The sequence below is a fragment of the Luxibacter massiliensis genome, assembly GCF_900604355.1.
GTDB lineage: Bacteria > Bacillota > Clostridia > Lachnospirales > Lachnospiraceae > Luxibacter > Luxibacter massiliensis.
The window spans coordinates 1,020,567-1,037,207 of record NZ_UWOE01000001.1 but is presented as its reverse complement, the minus strand read 5'-3'; the positions used below and the strand labels follow the sequence as shown (position 1 = coordinate 1,037,207).

Genomic DNA, 16,641 nt, shown 5'->3' with positions numbered 1-16,641 from the left:
TTGGGTATATGTAAGCAAAGGTATTCATGATTTCATGGTTTTATATACGGCCCTATCTGCCAGTATTCTCTTGGAGACGCGGACCATACGGATTGCAGGGCGGCCGCCCTATCCCCTCGTCACCGTCCCTGCCGTCTGCATACCTTCCAACCCGCTTATAAAATCCCTGCCTGGACAGTCCACAGCGTACGGCGGCTTCTGTAGCTGTGATACTCCCTTCTTTCCACAACAAATATATTACCTCAAAGCCTGGAATTTCTTTTACAGGCCTCCCAAACCTTATACCCCTTGACCTTGCAGCCGCAATACCCTCTGCCTGCCTTTGCCTGATATTTTCTCTCTCGGTCTGTGCCACGTAGGAAAGAATCTGAAGAACCAAATCTGCAATAAAAGTACCTGTCAAATTATTTTCTTTCATCCTTGTATCCAATAAAGGCATGTCCAGGACAAGCACATCTGCATGTATTTCTTTTGTTATAATTCTCCATTGTTCCAGAATATCATCATAATTCCGTCCCAGCCGGTCTATAGATTTCACGACCAAAAGATTTCCCTCTCCCAGCCTGTGCACAAGCTCCTGCCATGCCGGCCGTTCAAAATCCTTGCCGCTCTGTTTATCAATATAGATATTTGATAAAGGTATTTTCATTTTTGCCAATGCGTCCAATTGGCGTGCTTCATTTTGGTCTTTTGTGGAAACTCTGATATAGCCGTATGTTTCATGCTGCATAATGTAACCTCCTACACTCCAAAATATTACTCCCAGGGGATGTATCCATCCTCCGGCAGAATAAGACAAGTATAGCAAATCTGAAACTTTTGCATAAAAAGTATGCCCATAGGAGGCCCTCATTGACTCCTGTCCGGACAGTCAGGTTTGCCCTACAGGTTTTTCCCAGGCTGCACCCTCATACGGCCCCTTCCTGAAACCAGGCCGGCCCTTCTGGCAGTGGATAGAAGTTTTGCATTGAAAAAGGAAGAAATCCTGTGCCTAGGACTTCTTCCTCAGTCAAAGGCCCCGATGCCTGCATCGGGGCCTTTTGGCCCTCCCGGCAGCGGCCAAGAGGACATGTAAACATGTCTCCTTGGCCGCTGCCCGGGGGAATAAAATTACTCTTCTAGTTTCCCCAAAAGCTGCAGGGGTTCCTTTTTCAGGCTTCCTCCCATACAGGCGGAAAATATAAGGATGGCGGCCATAAACAGCCCGCCTCCAGATACAAATACCAGAATTACACTGGGCCCCTCTAAATCCACCTCCTCTTTTTCTGCAGTATCTATTAAAGCATTACTAAATTCTTTGTCAAATGATTCTGTAATATCCGCCTTCTCTGCAACTGCCTGGGTTGCCCCAAAACTGGCCCCGCTTCCTATGATGACTGCTGCCCCTGCCAGTATAACCATGCCTGACAGAATGGATCTGGCACACTGTTTTTTGCTCCTCCCCAACAGCCTCTCCACTGCAATCCTCTCAGCCTGGCCAGTAATAAACAAGTTTGAGAAAAACAGCAGTATCATTGCCGACATAACACATCCGCTGGCCAGAAATATCCAGGACATGAGTTTCCTGTTTTCGATCCCTTCCTCTAGCTGAGTATAACCTTTGTCATAAAAAGTGATTCTTAAATCTTCAATCCCTTGTTTCTCCCAGAGTTCCAGATATTCCTGTATAGACCCGTTTGGAATCTGGAAGGACGTATTGGCCCCCTGCATAGGGCCGAAGGCCGCTATGTTATCCTTCCACGAATCCTTTGGGACTGCGTTCCAGGGTATCACCACTTCATTGTCCCCTATCTTATAAGAATCTTCCATCAACTCCTCCACCGTGTAAATACCTACAATCTCATATTCCTGGTCGTCAAATACAGAGAACAGTTCCCCCTCTGCGTTAAGCAAAGAATGATTCCCCATATGGCTCCCCTGGGGATCCCGGTAGTTTGCAAAATAAAGGGGCAGCCTCAGTTTATCCCCCACATTCTTTCCCAGCCTCATCGCCATAGTATCTGGTATCAGGCAGACCGCCGCCCCTTCTTTATATTCCTCCTGAGTAATATCCCTTCCTTTCGTAATTACTGTCTCCCCCCGGTAAAAGGGCATCAGAAGTAATGTCCCGTCTGTAGGCTGTACAACAGCCATACGGTTATAATACTCTTGTATTTGGGATGCAAGAAGCCATCTTTGCCCCCTGTCCGTCTCATAAAACCCCTCTGTCACCTCATCAAACCAGTCCTCGGGTTCTAATCCGTCAGCGTCTGGCACAGATTCCCCCTCCAGTGTATACTGTGTAGACCCTACGGCATACCCGGCCGGCCAGTACTCAGAAGTCACCGCATCGTCTGCCCCTGTGCCGTGGATAAACGTTCCCATATTCAGATGCATAATATAGGTCTTTCCAGCCTCAAATATCTCCGGCTCTGGGTTCGTATGATCACATATATAAATAATGTCGCCTTCATTTAAGGCCCCTCCCATCACCTTTTCTACCCGCATTGGGATGGAATGGTCCGCAGCCGCCGTTTCAAGGGGCGTCGCCTCCACTATCAGATTCATCCTGGCATTCCCCACACCCTCGTACAGTTCCTCAATATATGCACCAAAATAGGGCCTCTGCCTTGGAGGCAGCACATACTGTGCGCCGTCGAAATTCAATACATCCACGTCAATCCATTCCCCGTAAGACCCACCTTTGTAATACTCATAAGCTTTCTTTTCAGCATCCCAGTATTCATAGATCTGCGGATTCTTTTTTATCTGCTCCACTGTCCCTATGGTTGTAAATATATCTTCAAATTGCCGGATAGATTCCTGGCTTATATGCCAAAGGCTGGCCCCCAACCCCAGCAGAAATGCTGATACTCCAGTCAGAAGAAAGAACAGAAGGCTTTTTAATGGACTGCGCAATATCTGCTTTATACTATAATAAACTGTCATACCATGCACCTCACTGCTTTTCAATTGCCGTCATTTCCCCGTCCTTCATGGTCATGCGCACATCTGCCCTCCGGGCAATCTCAGGATTATGTGTCACCAGAATCACCACATAATTCTGCAGGCGGGCCAGGTCAAGCAAAAGTTCTACAATCCTTTCTTCATTTTCTGTATCCAGATTCCCCGTGGGCTCGTCTGCCAACAGTATTTTACCGCCTGCCGCCATGGCCCTGGCTATTGCCACCCGCTGCTGTTCACCTCCGCTCATCATCTTCGGGTACTGGTTAAGTATCTTCTCCCCCAGTCCAGCTGCCTGGATACACTCCCTTGCCTTTTCCCTGGCTTCCCTGCGGCGTACGCCCCGCAGCTCCAGGGGATACATCACATTTTCCCATGCTGTCAGCAATGGGAACAAATGAAACGCCTGGTACACCACGGCGGCTTTCTCCTGCCTGTACTTATCCCTGTCTATCTTTGCCAGATCCTCTCCATCCACGGTTATAGTACCTGTGCATGGGCAGTCCAGTCCTGCCAGAAGAGACAAAAATGTACTTTTCCCGCTCCCTGACTCTCCTGTAATCGCGTACAGGCACCCTTCCTCAAACACACAAGATACCTTCTTCACCGCCTCAATTGTCTGATATTTATTCTGATAAGAATAGCTGACTTCCTCTACTTTAATTCGTTCCATATATGCCTCTCAATCCCTGTGTGATAACACAGCCGCAACACTGAATTTCCCAAACATCCATATGGCTGCCGCCGCTCCAAGAGCATAACAGCCCATAAATATTATCCAAATGGCCGCTCCCTGAACAGGCCCCACTGCCTTGAATAATATCCCAATAACAGCGCCTGCCGCACTTCCCGCCGCAAAGAGCAGACAGTGTTCCGCAAAGAGCAGAATATTGCACTTCTTCCGGCCCGCACCCAGGGCCCTCATAATCGCATACTCTTCACGGCGTCCCTGGACAAGCAGATGGGGGACAATGTAGCCTATCATAGCTGTTACCAAGAGTATAAATGGCAGGAATCCTTCTAATAAAGAAAGATTCTTTTCCAGGTTCAATGCTGTTTCAATAAATACCGTATCCTCAATTCTCAATCCCACGCCCATATAGGATGAAGGTGAGCCTTGGATTACAGACTGAAAGCCTGCCTCCTTCATTTCTTCTTTTAATGCATTAAGCTCCATAGGATCCTTCACAGTGAAGGACAGGGATGACGCAAAATACGTTTTATCATTCTCCTCAAAGATTTCCTTTACATACGCAAGGGGAAGCAGGGCGTCCGGGAGGATCATATCTGGGTCCACTTCTGCAAAGTCTGTCACGCCCACGACTTCCATTTCCGCCGGCTGAAGCGGCTCCCATTGGAGGGTCACGCCCGATAATGCTTGTTTATACCTTCCCAGGGAGAACAATAGCTTCTCCTGCTGGCCAATGCCTTTTTTATCTGCAAGATCTTTATTTACAATACACACGCCCGGCGCCTCCTGGAACTTTTCCCAATCCCATCCATCAGCCCATGTAATTGCCGCCTCCTCAAACCCATCAATACAGTCCAGGCGGTTCACTCCAAGAAACTGAAGATTTTTTTCCTCCTCCTCATCTTTGCCGCCCCCATCTTGAATCACACCCAAAAGCTCTGCTGTCTCAGCCAGTGCTTCAATATGGGATGTCTCATATACCTTTTCCAGCATCTGTGGCTGTATAAACAAACCATTCTTCATTTCCCCGCATAGATTCCACACCTGCCCGGAAACTTTTAATGCATCTGGAAGTTTATGCAGCTGTTCCTTGGCCCCCGCCAGGTTTCCCATGTACAAAATTAGCACTATGGCTGTCAAAAAGCTGACGGCTATATTGAGCGCACTTTTTACACGGTGCCTCCTGATATTTGCCGATACAGTATTCACCCCCTGGTATACCTGGCGCCTTCCCTTAGATATCTCTTTTTTAAGCTCCTCGCGGCTCTCCCGGATACAGACAATCTGTGCAGAGGCCCGGCCTGTCCCTTCCTCTTTGAGGATCCGGGCGCCAGTATAAGGAATCTGGTCCAAAGAAAATTCCGGGTACATCCCCGGCTTGATCATTTGAAACTTCATCCCCTGCCTTGCCGCATATTTTTTAAGCTCTTCCTCAAATTCTCCCGGTGTGTTTACAGCCTGCACCGTATAGAAAGAAATCTGCCGGCTCTGTTCATCCAGCGCCACCTGCTTGTAATCATCCACAATTCTGGCAAATACTCCTCCATTTTGGGACATATTTTCCATTTTCCCAAGATAGGTATCCACATCTACATTCTCTGTTTTTTCCCTGTAGATACTCGTACATACTTCCACAGCAGCCTGAAGCTGCTTTTGTTGGGCCAGCAGGCTCTCCCGCTGGATAACAACAGCCTCTTTTAAGGGAACCTGCCCATTTAGTACATTTTCAATTTCCTTTAAAGGCATATCCAGCAGGCGCAGCATTTTAATCAGCTTCAGCCTGCGCACGTCCTCCTGCGAATAATCCCTGTATGCATTTTTATCTTCTCTGGCCGGTTCCAGTAACCCCTGCCGTTCATAATAGCGTATATTCTGTCTGGATATGCCGGTCAGCTCTTCTACCTGTTTTGTATTCAAACATACACCTCCCTCCTGGCTTTTCATGGTTATTTTAAAGTATATAGCAGGTTTACAGTCAAGTATAAATACCGTTCATTTCTTAATCTGACACCTGATTTCAGGATAATCTGCCAGTTTTCAGCATAGTTAAAGACCCCTATGCAGGCATACGGGGCATCAAACTAGCAGCGGTGCAGGCATCGGGGTATCAGGCCCAGGCGGCAGCCGCAAAATGGACATATAAGCATGTCCCCTTGGCCCGTTCCCGGCGGAAATAAATGCTTACTCCTCCATAAGCTTCCTGAATATAAAATGAGGCCATTGCCCCTTAGATGATCACCCATCTGTCTGCAATGGCCCCATTGATTTATTCCACAGAAAGTACATCCCTTTACAATGGAACAAAAATTCTTCAGGCGGTATCCATTCTTATCTCTCTTTTTTAAATTTTCTTCTGACAACCCGGACTACAAAGTACAGCGCAGCCGCAACCAGGGCCGCCTTTATAAATGCAGAGTATTTTCCTACATAGATAAGAACTGTCTCCCAGGACGCCCCTAAAACGGCTCCCAGTGATACAAGGATAATATTCCACACAGTACTTCCTATAACCGTATAAAACATGAATACAGGAAGAGGGATTTGGGCCATGCCCGCCGGTATGGAGACAAGGCTCCTGATTATAGGAATACATCTGCCAAACAAAACGGCCTTCTTCCCCTGCCTGTCAAACCATTGGATGCTTTTTTCAATATCCTCTTTTTCAAACCCCAATATCCTGCAAAGCCTGCTGTTAAGCACGCTGTCAAGACGGTCCGGGGTCAGGCCGGTCCCCGCCCAATATAAGACTAACGCCCCGATAGAAGAACCCAATGTGGAAAAAACCACGACTCCAGCCACTGTCAGCCTTGTATAAGTTGTCATAAATCCACCAAAAGTCAATATGACTTCAGAGGGGATGGGAGGAAAAATATTTTCAACAGCAATCAGAAAACAAATCCCCAGATAGCCAAACTGGTCCATAATCTGAACTATCATCTCCTGCATATACTTTCATCTCCTGTCTGTTCTGTAACACAAGTATATGCAGTACTCTCTGAATCATTCTCTTTACCGTTAATTTTACGCCGGGAACATTCCAAACCATGGGGTTTATATGGAAAATACATTCTGCCCCTGAGACATTTAGTTTTAATATAATATATATGGGATTTAAGATACTGTGTATCTAAGCGATTTGCGGATAAATATAAATGGATTATTGCTTATACAAGCCAGTGGCCGCTTTGTTTTAAATATCAAATTAATACCTGAACCAATGTTTTTTGTCTCTTCCTATAATTTCATCAACCGATACACCGAAAATATCCGCCACAGTAATCAATCCATAAATATCAGGAAGTCTTTTCCCTGTCTCATAATTTGATAAAGTCTGCCTTGTTATGTTTAGTTTCTTAGCCAGCTGCTCTTGAGTCAGGCGGTTCGTTTTTCTTAACCGCCTTAAATTTCTCCCTATAGTATTGTTATCCATCATACCTCTGAACCTCATCTTTCGCGCATTGATAAAGAAGTATGATTATAATAACATTTTCTATATTCTAAGAATTTGTCTGTCGCTAATCGTTTCAAAATAGTAACACTTCGCATACTATGCGTAAGATATATATTTTATATGCTGTGCAGAAGAAAAATAACTAAAACTTTATATTTTCAAATCATAAGCCAAAAGGCTGAGACCGGAAATATTCAGCAATATTTTCAGGCTTCTGCCGCATATGCCGCCCCTTTGTCACCTCCCCGCAGAACAGGCCAAAAACCTCCGGCGCAAATATATATATCCCACTGCATCGGCCAGCATCCACCCCAAGGGCACTGCCGCCCATATCCCATTCACACCGATTCCTGGGACTGCTGACAGCGTATAGGCCAGCAGGACCCGGCTCCCCAGGGAGAGTACAGTAAGGACCACTGACATCCCAGGGCGCTTCACGGCCCTGTAAAAGCCATAGAACAAAAACAAGAACCCTATCAGGCAGTAAAAGCTCCCCTCAATCCTGAGATACGACACTCCCACTGACAGAATTTCTGTCTCCCAGGGCTTTACAAATAAAAGCATGAGCTGTCTGGCAAATATCCACACAAGCAGAGAAATTATCAGGCAGAAAATAAACGTGAGCTGTACCGCATTCCGTATGCCGTCCCGTATCCTTTCCTGCTTGCCCGCACCATGGTTTTGAGCTACAAAAGTAGAAAATGCATTGCCAAAATCCTGTACGGGCATATAGGCAAAAGAATCAATCTTCACCGCCGCAGAAAATGCCGCCATTACCACAGTTCCAAAGCTATTCACCAGTCCCTGCACCATGAGGATCCCAAAATTCATAACAGACTGCTGGATACACGTGAGGAAAGACAGTTGAAAAATTTCCCGCAGTACAGCCTTTCTCCATCTGAAGTGCCTTTTTTTCAATCTCATCTTTGGAAAACGCAGCAGTGTATATACACAAATCCCGATCCCCGCTGCATACTGGGACATTACAGTTGCCAGGGCCGCCCCGCCGACTCCCCAACCTAACCCGATCACAAAGTACAAATCCAGTCCGATATTCATAACTGCCGATATTCCCAAAAATATAAGCGGTATAGCTGAATTGCCTATTGACCGCAGCCACGCGGCAAAGAAGTTATATAAAAATGAAGCGGTTATGCCCCAGAAGATCACCCACAAATATTCCCTCATCAGTCCATATGTATCTCCTGGAACCTGCATAAACTTCAGTATCAGGTCGATTCCGCCAAAAGAAAGCAGGGTAAGTCCCGCCGTTACCCCGCCTATCAGCACAAAAGACATAAACACTCCATTCTTCATGCCTTCCATATCTTTTTTTCCAAAACAAAGGGAAAACTCTACCCCGCTCCCCATGCAAAGACCAATCAAAATAGAGGTCAGAAATGTCATAAGTGTATAGGAGGCCCCGACTGCCGCCAAGGCCTCCTTGCCCAAAACCTGCCCTACAATCAGGGTATCCGCCACATTATATAGCTGCTGCAGTAAATCCCCCGCCATCATAGGCAAGGCGAACCGAACCAGAGCCCCTCTTATATTCCCCTCCGTAAAATCCTGGTTCATTACATCCTCCCATAAAATGTATTTGATGATTGCATAAGCCTGGCCTGTTTATCCCATGATATCCACAGCCGCTCTCTCAATAGGAAGTCCTGCTTTATACCTGCCCATAAACTTCTCAAATCCGTCCATGTCTCTCTCATCTGGATTCAGTGTAACAGATTTTTCTCCTGCGAATATTTTATTTGCGAGGTAGGCATCCAATGGCTCCCCTTCTTCCTTATCCTTCATATAAGAAGCCAGAAGGGCGATTCCCCAGGCACCCCCTTCTCCCGCCGTCTCCATGACGGACACTGGTACCTTCGTTGCGGCGGCCATCACTCTCTGCCCTACGCCTTCCGTCTTAAAAAGTCCCCCGTGTCCCAGGATCTGATCCAGTTCGACCCCATCATCGTAAAGGATCTCCATCCCCATCCTCAGCGCACCTAAACAGGTGAACAAGTGGGAACGCATAAAATTCGCCAGAGTAAACTTACTTTCCGGTGTCCGCACAAACATAGGGCAGCCTTTTTCAAATCCAGTAATATGCTCGCCTGAAAAATAGCAGTATGACAAAAGTCCGCCGCAGTCCGGGTCTCCCTCCAGAGCCTTATTATACAGGGTGCCGAACAACTTATTCATATCCGTCTCCATACCCATGGCCTCTGAAAATTCTTTAAATAAGTTCACCCATGCATTCAAATCAGAAGTGCAGTTGTTTGAGTGTACCATTGCCACAAGATCCCCGGCAGGTGTAGTGACAAGATCTATCTCTGGATAGACTCTGGACAGTTCCTTTTCCAACACAACCATGGCAAAAACAGACGTGCCCGCCGATACATTGGCCGTACGTTTCGCCACACTGTTAGTGGCCACCATACCCGTGCCGCCGTCACTTTCCGGGGGGCAGACAGGGATTCCCGCTTTCAGCGTGCCTGTCACATCAAGCAGCTTAGCGCCTTCTTCGCTGAGGACGCCTGCATCCTCCCCTGCTGTCAGCACCTTCGGAAGTAAGCTGCCCAGTTTCCAAGAGTAACCTCGGTCCGCCACCAGCTCATCAAACTGTGCAATCATATTCTGGTTAAAGTCTTTCTTCTCCACGTCAATGGGGAACATGCCAGAGGCCTCCCCAATCCCAAGCACCTTTCTCCCTGTCAGCTTCCAGTGTACATATCCTGCAAGAGTCGTAAAGAAAGCTACATCCTTCACATGATCCTCCTGATTCAGGATCGCCTGGTACAAATGTGCAATGCTCCAGCGCTGGGGGATATTATACTTAAACACCTCCGTAAGCTTCTCCGATGCAGGCCCTGTAATATTGTTCCTCCATGTACGGAACTCAGCCAGCAGCTCGTCGTCCTTGTCAAAGGGAAGATACCCATGCATCATACCGCTGAACCCAATGGCGCCAATTGTATCAAGTACAACCCCATATGTATTCTTTACGTCCTTCGCCAAATCACGGTAACAGTCCTGAAGGCCTGTCCAGACTGCATCCAGGCTGTATGTCCAGATATCGTCCACATACTGGTTTTCCCAGTCATGGCTGCCGGACGCCAACACTTTACCTGCCCCGTCAACAAGCACTGCCTTGATTCTTGTAGAACCAAACTCAATCCCCAGCGAGGTCTTTCCTTCTGCAATGATTTCTTTTGTTTCCATAGCGTCAAAACTCCTCTCCTGATCCTTAACATATAATACTTCTGAAATACTCCATTCCAGGCCTTTGTGCCGCAGCTTCCAGGCGGGCCTTACATGGAGTGTGCCTGAGCATTTATTCCAACAATCTCAAACACACCTTAGTTCTATTTTATCCTGTTCCTGTATTTTATACAACCGTTAATATTCCCAAAATATGAATTAGCAGAAACCCGGCAGAATAGGTACCTATGAATATCCACAGGGCACCCCCAAAATCCCTGCCCCTTCGGGCACACTGATTGAACTACTAATGTTCAATCTGGTATAATTTTTTTTCTTTCAGCCATACTAATTCGGAATACATTTTATCATCCAACGTGCCAGCGCGGCTGCCCTCTCTGGGGATGATTCCAACCAGTTGGTACGGCCGCATCTGCACAGCAATTATCAACTCATTTTTAAGAAATAATTTAATGGAGGATTCTGTTATGTCACACAAAAAACCAGCTTTTTACGCATGTGCTAAATGCCATGTAATTATCGAGGAAATCTGCGGGGACAGGGGAGGCTTTTCCTGCTGCGGCGCCCCCATGGAGGAGCTTCATGCCAACACCTCCGACGGCGCCCAGGAAAAACATCTTCCGGTCATTGAACAAAATGGCAATACAGTCACTGTCAAGGTGGGAAGTGTTTTCCACCCAATGACTGAGGAACACAGTATTGAATGGGTCTATCTTCAGACCGAAAAAGGATGCCAGAGAGTCTGCCTTGCATCAGACCAGGCTCCTGAAGCTGTATTTATGCTTGCAGATAATGACAAGCCTGTGGCTGCATATGCATACTGCAACCTCCACGGTTTCTGGAAAACAGAATTTTAGGGACAGAAAGGCATGCCGCCAGATCCTGAAAGATTAGGCGGCATACCTTTTCTCATTGCTGCTATCGTTTGTCCCTCAAAAGGACGTCATGGGCCCCTCCCTCAACAATACTTGTGGAGGACACCAGTGTGATTTTCGCTTTCTTCTGCAGCTCTGGAATTGTAAGGACACCACAGTTACACATGGTAGACCTTACCTTGCTCAGAGTCAGGCCCACATTATCTTTCAGGCTCCCTGCATAGGGCACAAAAGAATCTACCCCCTCCTCAAAGGACAGCTTCTTATCTCCCCCCATATCATATCTCTGCCAGTTTCTTGCCCTGGCGCTCCCCTCGCCCCAGTACTCCTTCATATAACTTCCATTGACATTGACTCTTTTCGTCGGACTTTCATCAAATCTTGCAAAATATCTTCCCAGCATAATAAAATCAGCGCCCATGGCAAGCGCCAGCGTAATATGGTAGTCATGGACAATCCCGCCGTCTGAACAAATGGGGACATAGATACCAGTTTCCTGAAAATACTCATCCCTGGCCCTGGCCACCTCAATCAAGGCTGTAGCCTGTCCTCTTCCAATCCCTTTTTGCTCACGGGTAATACAGATTGCCCCGCCTCCGATCCCTACCTTCACAAAGTCAGCGCCTGCCTCAGCCAAAAACCTGAACCCTTCTGCGTCCACCACATTTCCGGCTCCCACTTTTACACTGTCCCCATAGTTCTTCCTGATATAGTCTATGGTGATTTTCTGCCATTCTGAAAACCCTTCTGAGCTGTCTATGCACAGTACATCCGCGCCTGCCTCCAAGAGAGCGGGGACACGCTCCTCATAATCCCTTGTGTTGATGCCTGCACCGGCCATATATCTTTTTGACCCGTCTATCAGCTCATGCTCGTTCTTCTTATGGGTATCATAATCCTTCCTGAATACAAGGTACACAAGCTCCTGCCGTTTATTGACCAGGGGAAGGCAGTTGATTTTATGTTCCCATATAATATCATTGGCCTCCTTCAATGTAGTGTCCTCATAAGCATACACCAGATCCTCCAGCCTGGTCATAAAATCGCTGACTTTCGTATCCAGTCCCATACGGCTGACTCTGTAATCTTTATTTGTCACAATCCCCAGCAGCTTCCCCCCGGGCCTCCCGTCCTGTGTCACCGCCACTGTAGAATGGCCTGTCTTTTCCGTAATGGCGAGCACGTCCTTGAGGGTCATCTCCGGGGATACATTGGAGTCACTGACCACAAACCCCGCCCGGTATCTTTTCACTTTCCGGATCATCTCAGCCTGGCTCTCAATGGCCTGGGATCCATAAATAAAGGAAAGCCCGCCCTCCTGAGCCAGGGCAACCGCCAGCCTGTCGTCGGAAACTGACTGCATGATTGCAGATACCATGGGGATATTCACAGAGATGGAGGGTTCCTCCCCTTTCTTATATCTGACCAGCGGAGACTTTAAGCTGACCGCCGAGGGTATACATTGTGCGGAAGAATACCCCGGTATTAAGAGATATTCACTAAATGTCCTGGATGGTTCCTCATAATAAAATGCCATATTAATCCTCCTTTTAAGGTTGATGCAGTCCTTCATGTTATTTGATTTAATAGTATAATAAACTCCAGGATAAAGCAATCTTTATCCTGCTTTTCCTGGGAAATGCCACAGCGCCTGCTTTCTAATTGTTTCTTGCTAAGGCTGTGTCTGTCATGGTATGATAATTTTGTATATTTCAAATCTATTTTGCAGCATACATATCTAGTAACACAGCTTGTCAAATGTACAGATGTAAGAGGGGGAAATCATGGACGAAAAGCAAAAGGAACCTATCAAAAATACCAGCCTGTTTGAGCGTTTAAAAGAAACCATACTAAAAAAGAATATAGAACCTGAACCTATTAAAGAGCAGCCGGAGATCCCTTCCACCTCCGGACTTTCCGCCTCGTCGCCTGATGATGCCCCAGAAGTCCAGAACCGGGGAATAGTCAGCGTCCCAACCAACAGCCTGCTTTTTTCCCTGTGGTATGAATGGAACATGGCTGTAAATGGGGAGGCAGAAGAGGCCCCTGAGGGAAACAGCCCGCTCATGCCCGAGTTAGAGCTGATACTGGAGAAATCCGATGCTGTCACTCTTCCTCTTACAACGGAGGAGTTGGAATCAGAAAAGCAGCGTGCCCAGATGCAGCTTCTAATCAGGGCCAAGACCCACCATCAGCTGACCCGCCCCAATGAGGAGGGTGTCACTCCCACTGTGGACGCTGAGGTCACCATTTATGTAGCGCACAGGCGGATGGCCGCCTGGGCCTTTGTTTTCCCTCCCTCCGGTGAGGGCAGGCCTCTCCAGCGCGCCCAGCTTGACGCCGCATTGACGGCCTACTCTGTAAGCGCCGGCATATTTCAAGAGTCACTGGATTATATTATCGATAAACAGCCTTATTTTAAGCTGATTCCTATCGCCAGCGGGACGCCCATGATTCCAGGGACTAATGGATGGGTCGAGGAGAAATATCCCCGGAGCCTGGAAAAGACTTTTGGGACAACTGACCGGGGCAATGTGGACTACAGGATCCAGAACTATGTCCAGATCATCCACACAGGGGATGTTATCTGCGAGGCAATCCCCCCCACTCTTGGGGAGGACGGCATAGATGTCCTGGGAACCGTCATCCCGGCCAAAAACGGTACTCCCGCCAAACTGACGGCCGGACAAAATACATCCCTGGATGAAGAAAATACCAAGATCACTGCTGCCATGGATGGGCACCTGGTTTATGAAAGTGGAAAATTCCAGGTCAAACCCGTGTTTTTTGTCAATGGCGATGTGGATTTTAACGTGGGCAATATTGATTTTCTGGGTGATGTGCATGTATCTGGAAATATATTGGAGGATTTTATTGTCCACGCAAGCGGGACAATCACAGTTGAGGGACTCGTAGAGGGCGCCCTTTTAGAGGCAGGAAGAGATGTAATTATTGCCAATGGGATTCTGGGGGACGATAAGTCCGTAATCAAGGCCGGGGGAAGTGTGCAGGCAGAGTATATAGAAAACAGCATTATCTACGCCGGAGAAAATGTACGGGCAAGTACAATTATTTCTTCTTATATTTATAGTGACAATGAGATCATTGTCCGATCCGGCCGTGGGACGATCATAGGAGGGAAGCTGGTTGCCGCTAATCTTATTGATGCCGGCATTATAGGTTGCCGCGCGGAGCGCCCGACTACCCTGATTATTGGGGAGCTGCCCTATATCCAGCAGCAAAAAGAAGAAATTGCGCTGATACTGGAAAAGATCCAGAAGGAGACGAAAGAAATAGAGCGTACGATCCAATTTTTTGCCAATACGGCTAACGGGGATCCTGAAAAGCTCCAGAATGCTGCCAACTACAGGCTCCACCGCTCTACTCTGGCCATGCAGGCGGCCCATCTGCAGAAACAGCTTGAAGAATTTGCAGAACGCAAGACAGATGTGGCCAACTGTAAAATAGTCGCCAACTCTATTTTCCCGGTGACACAGATCTATATACAGGATTACAGCTATACAATCACCGAGGAGACAAAGCACCGTACAATCCGCATGGGGCCTGAGTCTATCCTGCTGCTTTAGGAAATGCAGGTAGGCAGAAGCCTTTTTTTCCATTTCAGCATTTGGCAATCCCATGAAACGGATCCTATTTTTATATTCCAGAAAAAACATGCCGGGGGGAATTTTAGTATCATTCCCCCCGGCATGAAAAAATATCTTGAAAAATCCCTGTACATATCCCCCTGCCTGCGGGAATTGTACCATCTTTTTTCTATTTTCCAAGTATTGCCGCCAGATCCTCCTTTGCGCTGCCCACAGGAGATATCTGATAATGTTCCACTAAATATTTCAATACATTTTCTGAGACAAAGGCGGGCAGTGTAGGGCCCAGATAAATATTCTTAATTCCCAGATATAAAAGAGTAAGCAGGACACAGACCGCTTTCTGCTCATACCAGGATAATATAATAGACAGAGGAAGTTCGTTCACTGAACACTCAAACGCTTCGGCAAGTGCAGATGCCACGCGGATGGCACTGTATGCATCGTTGCACTGCCCCATGTCCATCAGTCTGGGTATCCCTTTAATATCTCCCAAATCCAGATCATTAAACCTATATTTGCCGCAGGCTAATGTCAGGATAATGGAATCCTTAGGCGCCTCTTTCACAAACTCAGTATAGTAATTTCTCCCTGTCCTGGCCCCGTCGCAGCCTCCTACCAGGAAGAAGCGGCTGATATCCCCCGCTTTTACTGCCTCAATCACTTTATCTGCCACAGAAAGCACTGCATTGTGGGCAAAGCCTGTCATCACTTCATGGCCCCCATTGATCCCCGTCATCTCTCTGCCCTCTGGATAGCCGCCCAGCTCAAGGGCCTTCTCAATCACCGGGGTAAAGTCTTTATCCTGCCCTATATGCACAATCTCAGGGTAGGCCACCACTTCTGTCGTAAATACCCTGTCCGCATAACTTGGGCGGACGGGCATCAGGCAATTTGTAGTAAACAGGACAACCCCGGGGATATTGTCAAATTCTTTCTGCTGATTCTGCCATGCTGTGCCAAAGTTTCCTTTCAGATGAGGATATTTCTTTAGCTCAGGATATGCATGGGCGGGGAGCATCTCACCGTGGGTATAAATATGGATCCCTTTGTCCTTTGTCTGCTCTAAAAGCTGTTTTAAATCATATAAGTCATGGCCGCTTATCACAATAAATGGCCCCTTCTCAATATCCAATGGCACTTTAGTAGGCACAGGATTGCCATATGTCTCTGTGTTGGCCCTATCCAGAAGTTCCATGCATTTCAGATTTATCTCACCGGTCTTAAGGACAACAGGAAGCAAGTCCTCCATATCCATCTCACAGGCAATGGTGGCCAGCGCCTCTATAAAAAAGTTGTTGACATCCTCATCCTCATACCCCAGTACCTGGGCGTGGTAGGCATACGCGGCCATGCCCCGGACGCCAAACAGAATCAAGGATTTCAGGGAACGTATATCCTCCTGTGCTTCCCAAATATTTTTCATATCATAATCATCTGTATTTCCGCAGCGGGCTGCGCATGTGCTGCATCCAGGTACAATCTTGGCTTTTTCTTCCCGCACCTCACCCAGCAGCCTGAGAATTGACGCTTTATCAAAACTTACATTTGTGATTGTGGTAAATAATCCTTCCACAATCAGGCTTACCGCTGTCCGTCCATAGGGGTTGCCCGCGCAGGCTGCTGCCAGTCCAATCAGGGCGCCGGTCAGCTCATCCTGAAGATTAGCCACTTCATGGCTCTTTCCACATACTCCTGCGTTGCCCGTACAGCCGCTGCACCCTGCTGTCTGCTCACATTGAAAACAAAACATTTTATCTGTCATAATATACCTCCATCTATTTAATGCCCTGTTCATCCAGGGGATAAAAAGATGATATACAAAATCCAGATAATATTCAGTAACATTTGTTACAT

General features: G+C 47.3%; 12 protein-coding genes. 2 read left to right on the top strand and 10 right to left on the bottom strand.

Features of this window, described 5'->3' with window-relative positions; genetic code table 11:
* Window positions 1-52: 52 nt before the first annotated feature.
* The 8 genes from EFA47_RS04955 to EFA47_RS04920 form a co-directional block, all read right to left on the bottom strand.
* A complete protein-coding gene (locus EFA47_RS04955; RefSeq protein WP_122642248.1) occupies window positions 53-730 on the bottom strand; it encodes a recombinase family protein in 678 nt (225 codons plus the stop codon).
* 380 nt (window positions 731-1,110) lie between these two features.
* Window positions 1,111-2,928, bottom strand: coding sequence for an ABC transporter permease (locus tag EFA47_RS04950; RefSeq protein WP_122644412.1), 1,818 nt, complete (start codon window positions 2,926-2,928; stop codon window positions 1,111-1,113).
* A 10-nt stretch (window positions 2,929-2,938) separates the two neighbouring features.
* Complete coding sequence (locus tag EFA47_RS04945; protein ID WP_122642247.1) at window positions 2,939-3,616, bottom strand: ABC transporter ATP-binding protein; 678 nt, start codon at window positions 3,614-3,616, stop codon at window positions 2,939-2,941.
* Window positions 3,617-3,625: 9 nt separating this feature from the next.
* Window positions 3,626-5,551 (bottom strand): MerR family transcriptional regulator, encoded by a 1,926-nt coding sequence (locus EFA47_RS04940; RefSeq protein ID WP_122642246.1) that lies wholly within the window; start codon window positions 5,549-5,551, stop codon window positions 3,626-3,628.
* Window positions 5,552-5,962: 411 nt separating this feature from the next.
* Window positions 5,963-6,580 (bottom strand): DedA family protein, encoded by a 618-nt coding sequence (locus tag EFA47_RS04935; RefSeq protein WP_122642245.1) that lies wholly within the window; start codon window positions 6,578-6,580, stop codon window positions 5,963-5,965.
* Window positions 6,581-6,836: 256 nt separating this feature from the next.
* Window positions 6,837-7,067 (bottom strand): helix-turn-helix transcriptional regulator, encoded by a 231-nt coding sequence (locus EFA47_RS04930; RefSeq protein WP_235853216.1) that lies wholly within the window; start codon window positions 7,065-7,067, stop codon window positions 6,837-6,839.
* A gap of 255 nt (window positions 7,068-7,322) precedes the next feature.
* Window positions 7,323-8,663 carry an MATE family efflux transporter gene (locus tag EFA47_RS04925; RefSeq protein ID WP_122642244.1) on the bottom strand — a complete coding sequence of 447 codons (1,341 nt, stop codon included), beginning with the start codon at window positions 8,661-8,663 and terminating at the stop codon, window positions 7,323-7,325.
* A 48-nt stretch (window positions 8,664-8,711) separates the two neighbouring features.
* Window positions 8,712-10,301 (bottom strand): xylulokinase, encoded by a 1,590-nt coding sequence (locus EFA47_RS04920; protein ID WP_122642243.1) that lies wholly within the window; start codon window positions 10,299-10,301, stop codon window positions 8,712-8,714.
* A 467-nt stretch (window positions 10,302-10,768) separates the two neighbouring features.
* Here EFA47_RS04920 and EFA47_RS04915 point away from each other — a divergent pair, with 467 nt between their 5' ends.
* The gene (locus tag EFA47_RS04915) at window positions 10,769-11,158 is read left to right on the top strand and encodes a desulfoferrodoxin family protein (RefSeq protein ID WP_122642242.1); all 390 of its coding nucleotides are present in this window, start codon (window positions 10,769-10,771) and stop codon (window positions 11,156-11,158) included.
* Between the two features lie 61 nt (window positions 11,159-11,219).
* Here the strand turns inward: EFA47_RS04915 and EFA47_RS04910 are convergent, their stop codons facing one another.
* Entirely contained in the window at window positions 11,220-12,713 is a 1,494-nt protein-coding gene (locus tag EFA47_RS04910; RefSeq protein WP_122642241.1) for an IMP dehydrogenase, read from the bottom strand.
* A gap of 247 nt (window positions 12,714-12,960) precedes the next feature.
* On the opposite strand from EFA47_RS04910, the gene EFA47_RS04905 reads away from it, so the two are divergent.
* Window positions 12,961-14,763, top strand: a complete 1,803-nt coding sequence (locus EFA47_RS04905; protein ID WP_122642240.1) for a DUF342 domain-containing protein — start codon at window positions 12,961-12,963, stop codon at window positions 14,761-14,763.
* A gap of 190 nt (window positions 14,764-14,953) precedes the next feature.
* Here EFA47_RS04905 and hcp read toward each other — a convergent pair whose 3' ends face one another.
* Window positions 14,954-16,549 carry a hydroxylamine reductase gene (gene hcp / locus EFA47_RS04900; protein ID WP_206215511.1) on the bottom strand — a complete coding sequence of 532 codons (1,596 nt, stop codon included), beginning with the start codon at window positions 16,547-16,549 and terminating at the stop codon, window positions 14,954-14,956.
* Window positions 16,550-16,641: the final 92 nt, after the last annotated feature.